Raw genomic sequence first — 14,904 nt, 5'->3', positions numbered from 1 at the left:
GTTAAGTATCTATGTTCCCGGTAGCGCCCGCAGTTCGGGGTTAAGATGGCTGCGGTCCCCCATGCGCTCCAGTAGCGGGCCGTACTGGGTAAAGCGGATGACACTCACAGACGCCACCAGCACATTGATCCGATCCCGGTAACGTCCCAGGTCAATCCCCAACAGGCTGCATAGGATGATCCGCAGGGTGGCCTTGTGGGAAACCACCAGCACATGGCCCTCGGGATACGTCGCCTCAATTTCAGCAATCACGGGCAGGGCGCGGTTGGCCACCTGGACTGCTGTTTCTCCCCCGCCAGTGGGAGCATTCCAGGCCGGGTCCGTCATCCAGCGGATGTAGTCTTCCAGGTAGTGGGCCTTCACCCAGTCGGGGGTTTGGCCTTCCCAAGCGCCGTAGTGGGCCTCCCGCAGCCCGTCCCGCAGTTCTATCCCCAGTCCTACCGCCTCCGCCAGGGGTTTGGCCGTTGCCACCGTCCGCCGCAGGGGGCTGCTGAAGATGGCCCTCCAGGGCACCTGCCGATAGGCCTGGGCAAATTCCACCGCCATCTGTTGCCCCGCAGGGGTCAGGTCCGGGTCCAGTTGGCCGCAGTAGCTCCCCGTCTGGCTAAAGGTGGTTTCCCCGTGACGCAGCAGGTAGAGATGTAACCCCATACTTCCCCCCTACACCAACCGCTGGCCGGCCTGATTGTGGTCGTAGGACTTGAGTTCGATGGGCACGGGCGACACCTGCCAAATGTCCCGGCAGTATTCCTGGATGGTCCGGTCCGAGGAAAAGTACCCCGTGCGGGCCGTATTGAGGATGGACATGCGGGTCCAGCGATCGGGGTCTTGGTAGGCCTGGCTCACCCGGTCTTGGCAGTCCAAAAAGGACTGAAAATCTGCCAGCAGGACATAGGGGTCGTGGTTGAGCAGGGAGTCCACCAGGGGTCGAAACAGGGACGTATCCCCCCGGGAAAAGACACCGCCGGCGATCTGGTCAATGGCCTCCTTGAGCACCGGGTTGCCGTTGTAGTACTCCCAGGGGCGGTAGCCTTGGGCACGCAGGGCCATGACCTCCGGGGCCGTCAACCCAAACAGGAAGAAATTTTCCGCCCCGACCCGCTCCCGAATTTCGATGTTGGCCCCATCCAGCGTCCCGATGGTCACCGCGCCGTTGAGGGCAAATTTCATGTTCCCGGTGCCGGAGGCCTCCTTGCCCGCCGTGGAAATCTGCTCCGACAAATCGGCTGCCGGAAACACCCGCTGGGCCAACTTCACGTTGTAGTCGGGTAAAAACACCACCTTGAGCCGCCCTTGCAGGTCTGGGTCGGTGTTGACCACCTCCGCCAGGGAGTTAATCAACTTGATGATGAGTTTGGCCATGAAGTAGCCGGGGGCCGCCTTGCCACCGAAGATAAAGGTGCGGGGGGGAATTACCAGCTCGGGGTGGCGCTTGAGCCGGTTATACAAGGCAATGATGTGCAGCGCCTGCAGGTGTTGCCGCTTGTACTCGTGGATGCGTTTGACCTGCACATCAAACAGGGAATCCGGGTCCACCACCACACCGGTGCGCTCCCGGATAAAGTCCGCCAGTTCGGCTTTAATCGCCCGTTTACAGTCGCGCCAGGCCTGCCGGAATTGAGGGTCTTCCACGTGGTCTTCTAACCGCCGCAGTTGCTCGTAATCAGTCACCCAATCCTTGCCAATGCGGCTGGCAATTAACCGGCTCAGACGCAAATTGCTCAGCAACAACCAGCGCCGCAGGGTCACCCCGTTGGTCTTGTTTTGGAACTTCTCGGGCCACAGGTCGTAAAAGTCCTTGAGCACCGTTTGTTTGAGTAATTCCGTGTGCAATTGCGCGACGCCGTTAACCGTTTTGCTGCCCACGGTGGCCAGATGAGCCATGCGCACGTAGCGTTCGCCGCTTTCGTCAATCAACGACAGGCGCTGCACCTTGCCCACATCCCCCGGGAAGCGCTCCCGCACCAGGTCCAAAAACCGCCGGTTGATCTCGTAGATGATTTCCAAATGGCGCGGCAAAAGAGACGCAAACATATCCACCGGCCAGCGCTCTAGGGCTTCCGGCAGCAGGGTGTGGTTGGTGTAGGCGCAACTTTGGGTGGTGATCTCCCAGGCCCTGTCCCAGTCCAGGTGATGCTCATCCACCAGCAGGCGCATCAGTTCCGCGACGGCAATCGCCGGGTGGGTGTCGTTGAGCTGGAGGGCAAATTTTTTGTGGAAATCGGTGACCGGAATCCCCTGCCCCTTCAAGATACGGAACATGTCCTGGAGTGAGCAGGAAACGAAGAAAATTTGCTGCACCAGGCGTAGGCGTTTCCCCTGGATAGGTTCGTCATTGGGATACAGGACCTTGGTGACGTTTTCGGAAATGATTTTTTCCTCCACCGCCCCGTAGTAATCCCCCCGGTTAAAGGCAGCAAAATCAAAGGACTCGGGGGCCTCGGCTTTCCACAAACGTAGGGTGTTGGCTGTATTGACCAAATAGCCGGGAATGGGGGTATCGTAGGGCACACCCTTAATGACTTGATGGGGATGCCAACGCACCCGGTAGCGGCCCTGTTCATCGGTGTAGGGTTCCGTGTAGCCCCCCAATTTTACCTCCACCGCCCATTCCGGTCGAGCAATTTCCCAGGGATTGCCAAAGCGCAGCCATTTGTCTGTAATTTCCACCTGCCAGCCGTCGCGAATCTCCTGGTCAAAAATGCCGAATTCGTAACGAATGCCATAGCCAATGGCGGGAATTTGCAGCGTCGCCAGGGAGTCCAAAAAACAGGCCGCCAACCGCCCCAAGCCCCCATTGCCCAAACCCGGTTCCTCCTCCCGGTACAGCAGCGCCTCAAAATCCAAACCCAGTTCCGTAATCGCCTGCTTTACCTGGTCATAAATCCCCAGGTTGATCAGGTTGTTGCCCAGGTGCGGCCCGGTTAAAAATTCCGCCGAGAGGTAGCACACCGTGCGGGAGCGCTGCTTGGTGTAGGTTTCCGCCGTGCTGATCCACCGCTGCAACATACGGTCGCGTACCGTGTAGGCCAGGGCCATGTAGTAGTCGTTTTGGGTGGCAATCTGGGGAAACTTGCCCTGAACGTAAAAGAGATTGTCAATGAAGGCGCGCTTGAGGCTCTCGACACTCAACCCGGTGCGGTCGTCCTCGTACAGGGGCTGGGTCGCAGTCGGCGTCGCCGTCGTCATACAACACACCTCGGCGTGAGCGGACAATCCCATTATCCAGGGGCTGTTGGGGGACTAGGCATTTCTTCAGCATTTGTTTAACACTGGAGGGGGCAGCCAGACCCACTAGAGCATTGAATTAGGGACTCTCTAGTCGGTAAAAAATGAGCCATTTCCGGGGTGAATGTGGGCTTTGATGACCCCGTTCCCTAAGTTGATGCCGATCACCGGTGTTTCCTGACCCCGATCACCCTCAACAAGCAAGGGGCGGCCTAAAGTGAAATTAAGCTGCTATTGGTGATGGGGAAGTCAACTCAGAATGCTTATTCAGTTTCGGCTGCGGCGGCGATTGAGTCGGTTTCTCATTCATTGGTGGGCAGCCATGTTAACAGACTCATTTCTTGGGAGTAGCGCCATGAAACGGCATCTCGTTCAGGTCCAAAAGGGCTTCGCCCATCTCATGTTGGTTACGGCAACGACGGCTTTGACCGCTGCGGTTGGGTTGGCACCGGCTGTCCAGGCAAAACCCTCGGCCAGTTATTGTTCCCCAGTCAATGGCCAATGGCATTTTGCTGGGCGGCCAGGGCCGGTTGTCACTGAACATGGTGGCGAGTTGCGGGTGGATATGTCCGCCTATCGTCGCCCCCCGGCCACCGGCAAGTTCATTGGCCCCAATCAAATTCAAGTGACCTTTCCGGATGACGGCACGTTCATTGGCACCTTGGACGGCCAGGGCAATATCCGCTGGAACAACGGCACCGTCTGGCAGGCCCTGAACTTTGCCGGCAAGTGGAAGTATGAGGGGGTGCCAGGACCCATCGTGGAACAAACCGGACGCAGTCTCAGGGTCAATATGGCGGCCTACAGGCGTCCCACGGCCACGGGCCGGTTGATAAGCCCCAGCCAAGCCCAGGTGACCTTCCCGGATGACGCCACCTTCACAGGCACCTTGGTGAGTCCCACCTGCATCCGCTGGTCCAACGGCACGGTGTGGACGAAGTAGAGCCTAGAGCGGCCAAGGGGGTGAGTTCTAGGGACTTGCCCCCCATTTTAGCCCAGGTAACGGCTGGCGGTCAGGGCCACAGCCAGGGCATCGGCGGCGTCGTCGGGTTGGGGGAGGGTGGGCAGTTGTAGTTCCTGTTGTACAGCCTGCTGCACCAGGTGTTTGGCCGCCTTGCCGTAACCGGTGAGGGCCTGTTTCACCTGGGGCGGGGCAAATTCCTGTAGGGTCAATCCCCGTTGGGCTAGCACCAGCACCAACACCCCCCGCGCCTGGGCCACGGCAATCGTATTGGCCATGCGGTAGAAAAACAATTTTTCTGCTGCTGCCTGGTCCGGTTGCCATTGGTCCAGTAGGGTGTGCAGGTCCTGATACAGCACGCATAGCCGTTGGCCCAAGGACAAATCCGGCGCGGTGACGATAACGCCGAAATCCCGCACCACAGGCCGCCGCTGTTCGATGTCGATGACCCCGTAGCCCAGGGTTGCCAGCCCCGGGTCAAACCCGAGAATCCGGGTCATCCCCCGCCCACGATGGTCACCACCTCAATGCGGTCCCCGGGCTGGATCAGGGTCTCTGTCCAAAAAGGCCGGTGCAGAATCTCACCGTTGTACTCGATCACCACGGGTTTGTGGTGCCAGCCCCGCTCCTGGAGGACCTGCGCCAGGGAAAGTTGGGGACGACAGGGATAGGCTTCACCGTTGAGCCAGAACGTTGTCGGGTTGTCCATAGGCCTTAGGTGCTCTTGAGGAAACTGGCAATGGCCGGCGCCAATTCCTTGATGAGGGGGCAAACAAAACAGCCGCACCCGCTGTAATGACGATTGTGGTGGCCATGGGCACCATGCCGTCTAGGCAGGCGTTGGGTTCAATCTCCAGCTTATCCATGCGGTTTTCCAACCGGTCCAGCCGCCCGTTGATGCCGCGCAGTTCCGCCAGCATCTGCTGCTGAAAGTCTTGGGACGTCAACTCTGCTTGCATAACTCCAGTGTACTTTTTCAGGGGGTCAGGGCCTGTTGGAGGGGGGCTAGGGGTGGGTTACTCACCAGCAGCAACGGCAGCGGGCCGCGACTCAAGCGGCGGGCATAGGCAGCCGTCAGTAGGGGGGCGTATTCCCGTCGTTGGGCCAGATGCACCTGGGCAAACGCCAGGGTCAGGGCCTTGACGTACAACTGGGCCACCTCCGGCGCTGGACCCACCACCTCCGGCGGTAGGGGAATCCCAGTGGCTCCCGGCGCCAGCACGGAAAAATGACTGGCCCCCTCGATGAGCGCCAAATACCGCTGCGGACTCCCCAGCCAGGTCAGCGGCAGGATTTGTTCATCCAGCACCGGCGCGGCCACATCCTGGGTGGAACCCATAAACAACGTGGGGACTCTCACCTGGGCCAACCCCGTTGGACCAAATAGGGCGCTCCCTACTGGATTCAGGGCCACCACCGCCACCACCCGTTCATCCCGAAACTGCACCGGGGGATGGGTCAACTGCCGACCGGGACATTGCAACAGCAAAGAAAGATTCAGCGCCACCCCCTGTTCCACCTGGGCGCACACCTGGGATAGATGGGCCAAATTCAGCCGGGCGCCCCCCACCGCCAGGGCTGTGTAACCGCCGTAGGAATGGCCAACCACCAGTGCCCGATCGCGCTTGAGGGCGTCCAGCACCAAGCGAATATCCAGGGGCCGGTCCACCAGCTCCTGGGGCAGGATGTATTCGTCCGCTTCCCCGGCTAATACCTGTTGCAAGCGGCGGGCATCACTCCCTGGGTGCTCCGGCAAAACGACGGCAAAACCGTGGGACGCCAGATGTTCGGCCAAATAGGCAAAACTCTGGCGACTGTCCCCCAGGCCATGGGAGATAACAACGGTGGGCGCGTTGGGCGAGGTTGGTTGATAGAGGGTCACGGGCAAGGAGCGTTGGCGTTGGGGGTCGGTCAGGGTCAGTTCCTGCACCTGCCAGGGCACGGGACCCCGCTGGGTGACCGCTGGCAGAGAAGGCGGCAGGGTCTGGCGGCGAGCCTGCTGGAGAAATTCCCGGTTGAGGACGGCCAGGGCGTTGTTGACCTGATCAATATAGCGATTGACCGCAGCTATGACCGTCAACCCCCGCACCAGGTTGAGCCGAATGGTCCTGCTGGGAAACGCTCGAATGACCTGGAGAAAGGTGACCCCGCCGGGTTGTTGGGCTGCCCGCAGCAGGGCCGTTTTCAGGGCATGGGCGCCGTTTTCCCCCCGTTCCGTCTGGATAAACAGACCCAGCCGGTGGAGTAACACGCGCCCAGTGGACGTCCCAAACACCCGCTCGATGGTCTCCGGGGGCACGGGCACTGGTTGTTGCAGGGTGTGGCTCAGGCGGGCCAGCTCGTCGGCAGAGATTTGGGTGACCAGGGGTTGAAACTGGGCCGGTACCTGTCCCGTTTGGATATAGGTTTCCAGGTCGGCTACTGGAACGGCAAATTCTAGAGAGCCATAGGTCAGCACCAGGGTTTCAGCGGCGCGCACCTGTCCCCCGCTGCAGGTCAAAAGCACAGCCCCTAGTACCGACCAGCCCCAGAATCGCCTCATAAATGGAAAATACCTACTGAATGTCAAGATAGCGGTTTGGGGGCCATGGTTCCCACACTGGTGCAACACCTGCAACGGCTGGCTCAAGGATACCGGGGTTTTCACACACCAGGGCATCACCGGGGCCGGGGGGCGCCAGAAGTTCTACGCCGGTGGTGGGGCGACGCCCTATTCCAGGCAGATTTGAGCGAAATTCCCGGTTTGGACAACCTGGCGCAACCGGAAGGTCTCCTACGGGAGGCGCAAGCCCAGGTGGCATCTATCTTTGGGGCGGAGTACAGCTGGTTTCTGGTGAATGGGGCCACAGCGGGGGTGTTGGCGGCACTGCTGGCCGTCTATCGTCCGGGGGGAAAAGTGATTCTGCCCCGCCAGGTGCATCAGTCGGTGATCCATGGATTGATCCTGACGGGTGCAGAGCCGGTCTGGCTGCTGCCGACTTGGGATGAGAACCGCCAGGTCTGGGGGGGTATTACACCGGCGCAATTGGCAGCCACTTTACAGCAGGTAGGACCGGAGCAGGTGACGGCGGTGGTGTTGAGTTCCCCGAGTTATAAGGGGGTATGTGGCCCGGTAGGGGAATGTGTGGCCATGGCCCATCACTACGGGATTCCGGTGATCGTGGATGAGGCCCACGGTGCCCATTTTCCCTTTCATCCCCAACTGCCAGCCTCGGCATTGCAACTGGGCGCAGATATGGTCATCCATTCCACCCACAAGGTGCTGACATCGTTGACCCAATCGGCCCTGTTGCATCTCCAGGGTGGGCGAGTGTCTCTCCGGCGCGTGCAGCAGTGCTTAAACCTGATCCAGACCACCAGCCCCAGTTACCTGCTGTTGGCGTCTTTGGTGGCAACTGCCGAGCAGATGGCCGCCCAGGGGGAGCAACTCTACGGCGCACTTCTGGAACGCCTGGAGCGTTTAACCCAACAAATACACCGCTTACCCGGCTATGGGGTGCTGGCCATTGATCCCCACCGTCCCGGTTTTGCCGCCCAGGACCCCACCCGTTTAGTCATCCAAACGCGGCGCTTGGGCTGGACCGGCTTTGCCCTCGATGAGCGGTTGTATCAGCAATACCAGATCATTGCCGAGTACCCCGACTACGGCGATGTGACGTTTCTCTTGACCCCCTGGCATGACGATGGGGATGGGCAAGCCCTGTTGAATGCCCTGGCTGCTCTGGCGCAGGTTCCCCCCGGGCCGACGCCCTTGCCCCCTGTGCCCCTACCCCCGCCGGCATCGGCCGTTATCTCGCCCCGGGAGGCCTTTTTTGCCCCTCAAACGCTGGTGCCTTGGACCGAGGCCGTGGGTCAGGTCAGCGCCCAGGTGGTCAGCCCCTATCCGCCTGGTATCCCGGTCCTGCTGCCGGGGGAAATGATCACGGCGGAAATCGTTGAATATCTGACGCTGGTGCAGCAGCTCGGGGGTCAGCTGGTTGGCGTGGCTGGGCCGCAGTTGGCGGTGGTCAGTAACTGGTGAACATGCGGAGCAAATACCCCAGCACCAGCCCCACCAACAGGGCCACCCATTGCCCCGACTCAATAAAGTTATTCCAGGCGTTGTTCAGGTCCGCCAGGATGTCCGGGCTGGACTGCTGGGCCAGGACAAGCAGACTTCCCAGGGCAAAACAACCAGCAAAGGACAGGGGTTTCATGGGTGCCTCTCCATTAGGATCACCCTCTGATTAAACCGCAAATGTCCCTGCCGGTGGTGATTTTAGTAGTGATTCCCCACTTTGCGATGGTGGACCGCCGTGAGGCCATCGGGTTTAGCGACGCGCCCGTCCTGGACCGTGGCGTAGATAATCCAGTGGTCAGAACACTCCATGCGGCTGACCACGGTGCACTCCAGGTAAGCCAGAGCGTCCGCCAAGATAGGAGAACCATTTTTAGCCGGCTGGGTCTTCACCCCCGCAAACCGGTCCTCCCCAGGGCCAAACCGCTTCAAAAAGTGCTTCATCAGGTGCTGATAGTTCCCCGCCTCCAGGACGTTCAGCACAAAGGTATCCCCCACCTGCATCAAGGCTTCGATGGCCCGGTCCTTGGCCACGGCAACGGTCAACCCCAGGGGCTGAAAACTGGCCTGGCTAACCCAACTGGCCAACATCGCACCGCTGCGTTCTCCTTGGCGCGCTGTGATGATGTATAACCCCCCGCTCAGACGCCCCAAAGCCCGGTCGAGGTCGCTGTCAAGGGATTTCATCTGCTGGATGGTGCGGTCCCGGTTGACCCACTGCCCTAGGTCCGTTCCCGCCTCTTCGGCCCGCTGGTAAGTCGCCGGGGTCGGGGGGCCATCCAAACGCAAGGGCGGAAACGTCATCGTTAATCCCAAATCCCGCAACTTGGCCGCCAACAGGTGGATGTTGTCATCGTCACCCCCGCCGGATTCCACCAGGCCAAAGCCCTGCTTGTTCTGCACCGACCCCAGAATCGTCCCCACCACGGCCCGCAGGTGCTCCGCCCACTCGCCACGGACCGGCGGCATGGCCATGACTACCCCCTGGCTGCGTTCAACCAGCTCCCGCACCTCCTGCAGGTCCGCCGATTTCATATCCACCATTTCCACCGCCGTGCCGGTCTTGGTCACCCCGTGAGCCACCGCCTGGCAAAGCCGGTCGCTGTAGCCGTAATCCGCCACGTAAAACACAGCGATGGTGGTGCCGCTTTTTTCCTGGTTTTCGCTCCAGTCCCGGTAACGGTCCATCCAATCCGGGATGTGATAGCGCAGCAGGGGGCCGTGACCGGTGGCAATCAAAGCTGGTTGCCCCAAGGGCGCCAAGCGTTTCAGGGCCGCCAACACCGACCGGGCATTCGGCCCCATCAAACAGTCGTAGTAGTAGCGAAAGTCGGCTTCGATCTCCGGTAGGGATTCGTCATAGAGGGTTTCCCGGCAATAGTGCAGGCCAAAGACATCGCAGGTAAACAAAATGCGGGTGCCCTGGTCCCAGGTCAAGATGGTGTCCGGCCAGTGCAGATTGGGGGCGCTGATAAACTCCAGCACATGCCCCTGCCCCAAATCAAGCCGGTCCCCCTGCTTCACCTGCAACCGCCGATAGGGCCGATGCACCAAGTCATCCAAAAATTGCAAGGCCACCTTGGACCCCACCACCGTCACCTGGGGCGCCAACTCCAGAAGGTCCCGCACCAGGCCGCTGTGGTCTGGCTCCGTGTGACTGATGATCAAATAGTCCAGTTGCCGCAGGTCCGTGAGTTCTTGCAGGCGGGGGAGATACAAGTCCCGAAACTTGGCATGGGAAGTATCCACCAGGGCTGTACGATCGGCTTGGATCAGAAAGGAGTTGTAGGTCGTGCCGTTTTGCAAGCCAAATTCAATATCAAACCGGTCCCGGTCCCAGTCCAAGGAGCGAATGGCAATCGTATGGGCACCAATAGTTGCTACCTGCAGGGATAGCCGTTTTTGCTGGGCCAGTGTGAACGTCGCTACCATCGCAACTCCCCCCCTTTGTTTACATTTTTTTACTATGTCTGCTTTTATGGTAATGGACAGGGCCTGTCTCGGCACGGAATTGCCTTTGTTTTTGGTGAACTGAGGGATAATGAGAGGTTATGCCAGTGGGGTACAAACCCTGTTTCGCACCCTGCACCCCCCGGTTTTACGGAGTTTGCGAGGTTTAGCGGTATGGCAGGGTCGGCTGCTGACGGTGGACCCCCGGACCGGCTACTTGGCGGCGATTGACCCCCGCACGGAAAACCTGTGCATCTTGAACCGGGACACCACCCATTACCTGCGGGCCATCGGCGGCTGGTGGCTGGAGGGACGAACTCTGTGGTTCACCGACGGGGACCAGGTGTATCGCAGTGTGTGCCGCATCGGTGATGGCCTTTGGCACCTGGCAGAACCGGAACGGGTGTGGACCTTGCCCGACCGGGTTGAGGGGATTGCCAAGGCGGGGGATTGGCTGTACCTCAGCAGTCGCGGGCGGGGCTGTTTGTGGGCGCTGAACCTGGTGGATAAAACAAGGCAAACCTGGCCGGCACCGGGGGTAGGCACCCTCCAATTGACCTTGATCGGGGAAACCCTGTGGGCCTGTGACGATACGGAGCAGAGCGTCTTTCAGCTCAATCGCCGGACAGGTCAGGTGGAATTGACGGTGATTACCCCCTATGAGCACCCGGTGGGCCTAACCCGCTGGCGGGGGCAATACTACGTGGCCTACAGCGGCGAAGAACCCTATATCCGGGACGAACCCAATGCCAGTCCGCCCTTGCAGTTGGGCTTCCGGGACCGGGTGTTTATTCATCCCCTGGTGTTTCGCTACTACCCCGCCGGGGACTACACCCTGAGCAACGGGTTTGTGCTGGAGCTGAGTTACCTGGAGGAGTGGGCGCCGGTGCAGGAGGTAACCCTAGAGCGCCTGGAATGGCGAATTGCCCTGCCGGCCACCACCGATAGGCAACGGGTGCGGTCGGTCGAACCGGTGGGCATCCCTTTTGCGCTGGAGTGGGAGGAAGGGCAACCGGTGGCAGTATTTCGCTTTGAGCGTCTGGATGACCGCCAGGCTCTGGTGTTCGGCTGGAAGGCCGTACTGGAGGTGTTTAGCATCAAGTACCAAATTCCCCCCGGCGCCGGAGCGTCCGTGCCGCCTTTAGAACCGGCCATGCAACAGCGCTACTTGATGGACGACGACGACTTGAGCATGGACCATCCCCTGGTGCAGGCGGCAGCCAAGGAGGCGGTGGGGGACGCCCAGACCTTCCCGGAAAAACTGCGGGCCATTCGCAACTACGTCTATGACCGGCTGCGCTACCAGATGCGGGGGACCATTGACCCGCCCCACATCGTCCTGCAACGGGGCACCGGCTCCTGCGGGGAATATGTGGGCCTGTTACTGGCCTTGCTGCGGCTCAATGGCATCGCCTGTCGCACCATGGGACGCTACAAATGCCCCCGCACGCCCGAGCTCAAACAGGTGCCCCTACTGCCCCAGTTCAACCACGTTTGGCTGGAGGTGTATTGGCCGGGGCGGGGATGGCTGCCTTTGGAATCGAACACGGACCACCTGCAGGACCGGCCCTGGCTGCAATTGCAACGGTTTTTCCTGGGGCTGGGTTGGTTTCACCTGGAGTTGGGGCGGGGGATTCGCTTTGAACGTCTGCGCCTGGCCGATGGCTCCCGCCCGGAGCTGGGGCTAGGGGATTTGGCCATTAACCACATCCGCTGCGTGATCTACGAAGAAATCGCCCCGCCTACACCACCCGATAAATAAAGGCCAGGCCCGCCCAGGTTTGCGTATCCAGCAGGTAGGTGTCCTTGCTGGGGGGATGGCCGCCGGCGGTGTGGAGATGGGTCAAAATGGCCTGGGCCAGCGCCAGGGGTTCCGTCGGCAGGGTGTCAGGCCAGGGGGTAGGACTCAACAACAGGCGTAGTTCGGTTAAACCGGGATGGGCCGGGGCCTGGAGCGTCAAAGCCGTGGGGGTATGGGGCGGCACCACCTGCACCGGCTGGGGCTGAATCAAGTGACTGGGGCGAATGGTTAGGGGCAAAACCGCCAGGGGTTGGGGGGCACGGTGGGTGATCTGGCAGGTCAAGGGCTGGCCGCAGCCTAAAGTGGGTACCGTCAGGGCATTGGTTTTCTGGTCAAGCAGCAGGTGCTGATCCTGGCGCAGATGCACGGTTGCCTCAAAGGGATGGGCCGGATTGTCGGTCAACAGCAGTAACCTGGCGGCCAACAGGGTGTAGAAATGGGGAGTCAGGCGTTTGATGGCCGCTTTAACGGTTTCATCGGCGCTCCCTTCCGTCCCCGGATACAGGTCATGGCCCGGCGAAAATAGTCCGTAGGTGGTGGGGGTCACCCGACCAAACAGGCAATCGGCGCTCTGCTCCCCGGCCTTCACCGTGCGCACCCAACCCAAATTGTCCAGGGCGCTGGTGGCATCCACCCGCTCGATGCGCTCCAGTTGGCCATCTAGCGCTACGGTGAGTTGGATATGGTTTGGCAACACGCGCAGCCGTTCCTGCACCCATTCCCCCACCTGCACCGGACCCTGGGCTGTCCCCTTCACCCACAGACCCTGGCGCGCCCGCACCGTCAAAGGGGTTCCCTGTAGGGTTGCCAGTTGGGATTCGGGCGCCAGGTGAGCCAGCACCCAGGGGGGCATCCCCGCCAAGATACAGGCCACCTCATGGTTGTTAGTCTCCACGACTCGGCCTGCTGCTGCCGGTGCGGTTGGCAACCACTGGGGCGACCCTACCACCTCCGGCATCTGCTGGGAACCTACCGTCTGGGCAATTTGCGCCGCCACATCCACCAGCACCGCCCCGGAGCGGCTTTCCCACAGGGCCTGGGTCAGGGCGTAGGTCAAGGTCCCGGCGCTGAACCCCGACCATAAGGTCTCCGTGGCCACCGTACCGGCGCGGGCTGCCCGGATCAACACCCCTGGCGGTGGGACCTCCCCCCGAACCGGAGACATGACCTCAGGCACGACCAAGGGGGGACAGGCCCGCACCCGCACATTGCCGCAGGCAAAACTTCCCGGGTAGTCGTAGCCCGTATCCAGCACCGCCATCACCTGGTCGGTGGCCAATTGCCGTAGCCAGGCCAGCCATTGGGCTTCCGTAATCCAGGTGGGGGTTTGCAGACCGTCGTGGGGGAGCAGGGCCGGTTGACCATCCCGGCTGCCATAGCCGCTGAAATGCACCACCACCACATCCCCCGGTCGCGCCTGGTGCAGCAAATGCTCCCGAAACGCCTGTTCGATTTGGGCGTAGGTCGCCTGGGTATCTGTTAGGGTCACCACATCCGCCGGGGCAAACCCAAACCGCCCACACAGCAACTCCCGCTGCAACTCCACATCCGTCACGCAACCGGATAGGGATGGGGTTTTGCTGGTGTTGGGGTACTGGTTGATGCCCACCAGCAAAGCCAACTTTCGGGACGTAGGCGCGGCTAACACCCGTTGCGCTCCCAGCAGGGCAAGACCGATCCCCGCCAAGGTGCTCTGGATCAGGGACCGCCGGGTGTAGCCCATCGGTTTACTCCCGCATCGCCGCCATCAAAATCGCCGCGACTTCCGGTCGGCTAAATTCCGGGGGCAACGGTTCACCCCGGCGCAATAACTCCCGCACCTTGGTACCCGATAGATGGATGCGCTCCTCCGGGGGACTGGGGCTGGTCTTGCTGGTGGCCATGCCCTGGGTGCGGGGGCAATAAAAGGCGTGTTCAAAAAACAGGGGCGTAATCCCCAACGCCTGGGGGTCAAACTCCCGGAAGATATGTTGGGCGTCGTAGGGGCCGTAGTAATTGCCCACCCCCGCATGGTCCCGCCCGACGATGAAGTGGGTGCAGCCATAGTTTTTGCGCACCAGAGCGTGGAAGACCGCCTCCCGGGGTCCTGCATAACGCATCGCCGCCGGATTGACCCCCAGCACCACCCGCTCTTTAGGAAAGTAATGCTCAATCACCACCTCATAGCAGCGCATGCGCACGTCCGCCGGGATGTCGTCGCTTTTGGTCGCCCCCACCAACGGGTGAAGAAACAAACCATCCACAATTTCCAGGGCGCATTTTTGGATGTATTCGTGGGCGCGGTGAATGGGATTGCGGGTTTGGAACCCCACCACCGTCTGCCAGCCCCGCTCCTGAAACACCTGCCGACTTTTGGCCGGGGGCAAATGGTACCGGGGAAAGGGCGGCGCCGGCAATTCCCACACCCAGATCGGTCCCCCCACATACACCGGTCCCTGCTGGTAGAGGGCCTGGACACCGGGGTGGGCCGTTTCCGTTGTGCGGTAAACCTGCAGCGCTTCCCGCTCCCGGTCAGGACGATAGATGTCCTGAATTTCCAGCACGCCGATGTCCGTCCCCTGGGGGCTTTGCAACCGCACCAGCATCCCTTCCTGTAAAGAGGCCGCCAGGTCCTCCGGCACCCCCAGGGTGATGGGAATCGTCCAGGGCAGGCCGTTGGCCAGATGCATGGTCTCCACCACCGCCTGGTAATCAACTCGGTTCATAAACCCAGTCAAGGGGCTAAACCCGCCCGTGGCTATCATTTCCACATCCGACAGGGCGCGTTCATTCAGGGGCAGGCAGAGGGAGTGACGGGTTTGTTCTTCCCAATGCGCTCGATCATCCCCGGATACCAGGCGATGAATCAATACCCCCCCATGGGGATCAGGCTTAATGTCCACAGACCATCGGTGCAACGCTACTGCT

The 14,904-nt window shown here is 61.0% G+C and carries 13 protein-coding genes; 3 read left to right on the top strand and 10 right to left on the bottom strand.

The genetic code is table 11. The features are described 5' to 3' along the window. Window positions 1-9: 9 nt before the first annotated feature. Window positions 10-651, bottom strand: a complete 642-nt coding sequence (locus tag Q6L55_04150; protein ID MEN9257909.1) for a histidine phosphatase family protein — start codon at window positions 649-651, stop codon at window positions 10-12. A 9-nt stretch (window positions 652-660) separates the two neighbouring features. Next, a complete protein-coding gene (locus Q6L55_04145; protein ID MEN9257908.1) occupies window positions 661-3,189 on the bottom strand; it encodes a glycogen/starch/alpha-glucan phosphorylase in 2,529 nt (842 codons plus the stop codon). Between the two features lie 394 nt (window positions 3,190-3,583). Here Q6L55_04145 and Q6L55_04140 point away from each other — a divergent pair, with 394 nt between their 5' ends. Further along, window positions 3,584-4,171 carry a hypothetical protein gene (locus tag Q6L55_04140; GenBank protein MEN9257907.1) on the top strand — a complete coding sequence of 196 codons (588 nt, stop codon included), beginning with the start codon at window positions 3,584-3,586 and terminating at the stop codon, window positions 4,169-4,171. A 47-nt stretch (window positions 4,172-4,218) separates the two neighbouring features. Here the strand turns inward: Q6L55_04140 and ruvC are convergent, their stop codons facing one another. The 4 genes from ruvC to Q6L55_04120 are packed head-to-tail and all read right to left on the bottom strand — an operon-like array spanning window position 4,219 to window position 6,731. Continuing rightward, window positions 4,219-4,689 carry a crossover junction endodeoxyribonuclease RuvC gene (gene ruvC / locus Q6L55_04135; protein MEN9257906.1) on the bottom strand — a complete coding sequence of 157 codons (471 nt, stop codon included), beginning with the start codon at window positions 4,687-4,689 and terminating at the stop codon, window positions 4,219-4,221. Continuing rightward, complete coding sequence (gene thiS, locus Q6L55_04130) at window positions 4,686-4,898, bottom strand: sulfur carrier protein ThiS (protein MEN9257905.1); 213 nt, start codon at window positions 4,896-4,898, stop codon at window positions 4,686-4,688. Before thiS ends, ruvC begins: the two co-directional genes overlap by 4 nt. Beyond that, the gene (locus tag Q6L55_04125) at window positions 4,864-5,148 is read right to left on the bottom strand and encodes a hypothetical protein (protein ID MEN9257904.1); all 285 of its coding nucleotides are present in this window, start codon (window positions 5,146-5,148) and stop codon (window positions 4,864-4,866) included. The genes thiS and Q6L55_04125 overlap by 35 nt, the downstream gene beginning before the upstream one ends. A 17-nt stretch (window positions 5,149-5,165) precedes the next feature. Next, window positions 5,166-6,731, bottom strand: a complete 1,566-nt coding sequence (locus tag Q6L55_04120; GenBank protein ID MEN9257903.1) for an alpha/beta hydrolase — start codon at window positions 6,729-6,731, stop codon at window positions 5,166-5,168. 45 nt (window positions 6,732-6,776) lie between these two features. On the opposite strand from Q6L55_04120, the gene Q6L55_04115 reads away from it, so the two are divergent. Beyond that, complete coding sequence (locus Q6L55_04115; GenBank protein ID MEN9257902.1) at window positions 6,777-8,210, top strand: aminotransferase class I/II-fold pyridoxal phosphate-dependent enzyme; 1,434 nt, start codon at window positions 6,777-6,779, stop codon at window positions 8,208-8,210. Here Q6L55_04115 and Q6L55_04110 read toward each other — a convergent pair. Both Q6L55_04110 and Q6L55_04105 read right to left on the bottom strand, forming a co-directional pair. Next, window positions 8,197-8,385 carry a hypothetical protein gene (locus Q6L55_04110; protein ID MEN9257901.1) on the bottom strand — a complete coding sequence of 63 codons (189 nt, stop codon included), beginning with the start codon at window positions 8,383-8,385 and terminating at the stop codon, window positions 8,197-8,199. The two genes, Q6L55_04115 and Q6L55_04110, sit on opposite strands and share 14 nt — an antisense overlap. A gap of 62 nt (window positions 8,386-8,447) precedes the next feature. After that, window positions 8,448-10,178, bottom strand: a complete 1,731-nt coding sequence (locus Q6L55_04105) for a diflavin flavoprotein (GenBank protein ID MEN9257900.1) — start codon at window positions 10,176-10,178, stop codon at window positions 8,448-8,450. Between the two features lie 109 nt (window positions 10,179-10,287). On the opposite strand from Q6L55_04105, the gene Q6L55_04100 reads away from it, so the two are divergent. Beyond that, window positions 10,288-11,958, top strand: a complete 1,671-nt coding sequence (locus tag Q6L55_04100) for a transglutaminase family protein (protein MEN9257899.1) — start codon at window positions 10,288-10,290, stop codon at window positions 11,956-11,958. Here Q6L55_04100 and Q6L55_04095 read toward each other — a convergent pair. Together Q6L55_04095 and sat are read right to left on the bottom strand one after the other, a co-directional pair. Next, the gene (locus tag Q6L55_04095) at window positions 11,939-13,720 is read right to left on the bottom strand and encodes a caspase family protein (GenBank protein ID MEN9257898.1); all 1,782 of its coding nucleotides are present in this window, start codon (window positions 13,718-13,720) and stop codon (window positions 11,939-11,941) included. The two genes, Q6L55_04100 and Q6L55_04095, sit on opposite strands and share 20 nt — an antisense overlap. Window positions 13,721-13,724: 4 nt before the next feature. Beyond that, a complete protein-coding gene (gene sat, locus Q6L55_04090; protein MEN9257897.1) occupies window positions 13,725-14,879 on the bottom strand; it encodes a sulfate adenylyltransferase in 1,155 nt (384 codons plus the stop codon). Between the last annotated feature and the right edge of the window lie 25 nt (window positions 14,880-14,904).

The sequence above is a fragment of the Gloeomargarita sp. SRBZ-1_bins_9 genome (assembly GCA_039794565.1).
Classification (GTDB): domain Bacteria; phylum Cyanobacteriota; class Cyanobacteriia; order Gloeomargaritales; family Gloeomargaritaceae; genus Gloeomargarita.
Note: the sequence above shows the minus strand (reverse complement) of the source record. Positions and strands in the feature narration are given on the sequence as shown.

What these genes read in the sequence shown, in the direction of transcription:
- Q6L55_04150 (MEN9257909.1), bottom strand. Translation starts at nt 651, where the DNA reads ATGGGGTTACATCTCTACCTGCTGCGTCACGGGGAAACCACCTTTAGC.
- Q6L55_04145 (MEN9257908.1), bottom strand. Translation starts at nt 3,189, where the DNA reads ATGACGACGGCGACGCCGACTGCGACCCAGCCCCTGTACGAGGACGAC.
- Q6L55_04140 (MEN9257907.1), top strand. Translation starts at nt 3,584, where the DNA reads ATGAAACGGCATCTCGTTCAGGTCCAAAAGGGCTTCGCCCATCTCATG.
- ruvC (MEN9257906.1), bottom strand. Translation starts at nt 4,689, where the DNA reads ATGACCCGGATTCTCGGGTTTGACCCGGGGCTGGCAACCCTGGGCTAC.
- thiS (MEN9257905.1), bottom strand. Translation starts at nt 4,898, where the DNA reads ATGGACAACCCGACAACGTTCTGGCTCAACGGTGAAGCCTATCCCTGT.
- Q6L55_04125 (MEN9257904.1), bottom strand. Translation starts at nt 5,148, where the DNA reads ATGCAAGCAGAGTTGACGTCCCAAGACTTTCAGCAGCAGATGCTGGCG.
- Q6L55_04120 (MEN9257903.1), bottom strand. Translation starts at nt 6,731, where the DNA reads ATGAGGCGATTCTGGGGCTGGTCGGTACTAGGGGCTGTGCTTTTGACC.
- Q6L55_04115 (MEN9257902.1), top strand. Translation starts at nt 6,777, where the DNA reads ATGGTTCCCACACTGGTGCAACACCTGCAACGGCTGGCTCAAGGATAC.
- Q6L55_04110 (MEN9257901.1), bottom strand. Translation starts at nt 8,385, where the DNA reads ATGAAACCCCTGTCCTTTGCTGGTTGTTTTGCCCTGGGAAGTCTGCTT.
- Q6L55_04105 (MEN9257900.1), bottom strand. Translation starts at nt 10,178, where the DNA reads ATGGTAGCGACGTTCACACTGGCCCAGCAAAAACGGCTATCCCTGCAG.
- Q6L55_04100 (MEN9257899.1), top strand. Translation starts at nt 10,288, where the DNA reads ATGAGAGGTTATGCCAGTGGGGTACAAACCCTGTTTCGCACCCTGCAC.
- Q6L55_04095 (MEN9257898.1), bottom strand. Translation starts at nt 13,720, where the DNA reads ATGGGCTACACCCGGCGGTCCCTGATCCAGAGCACCTTGGCGGGGATC.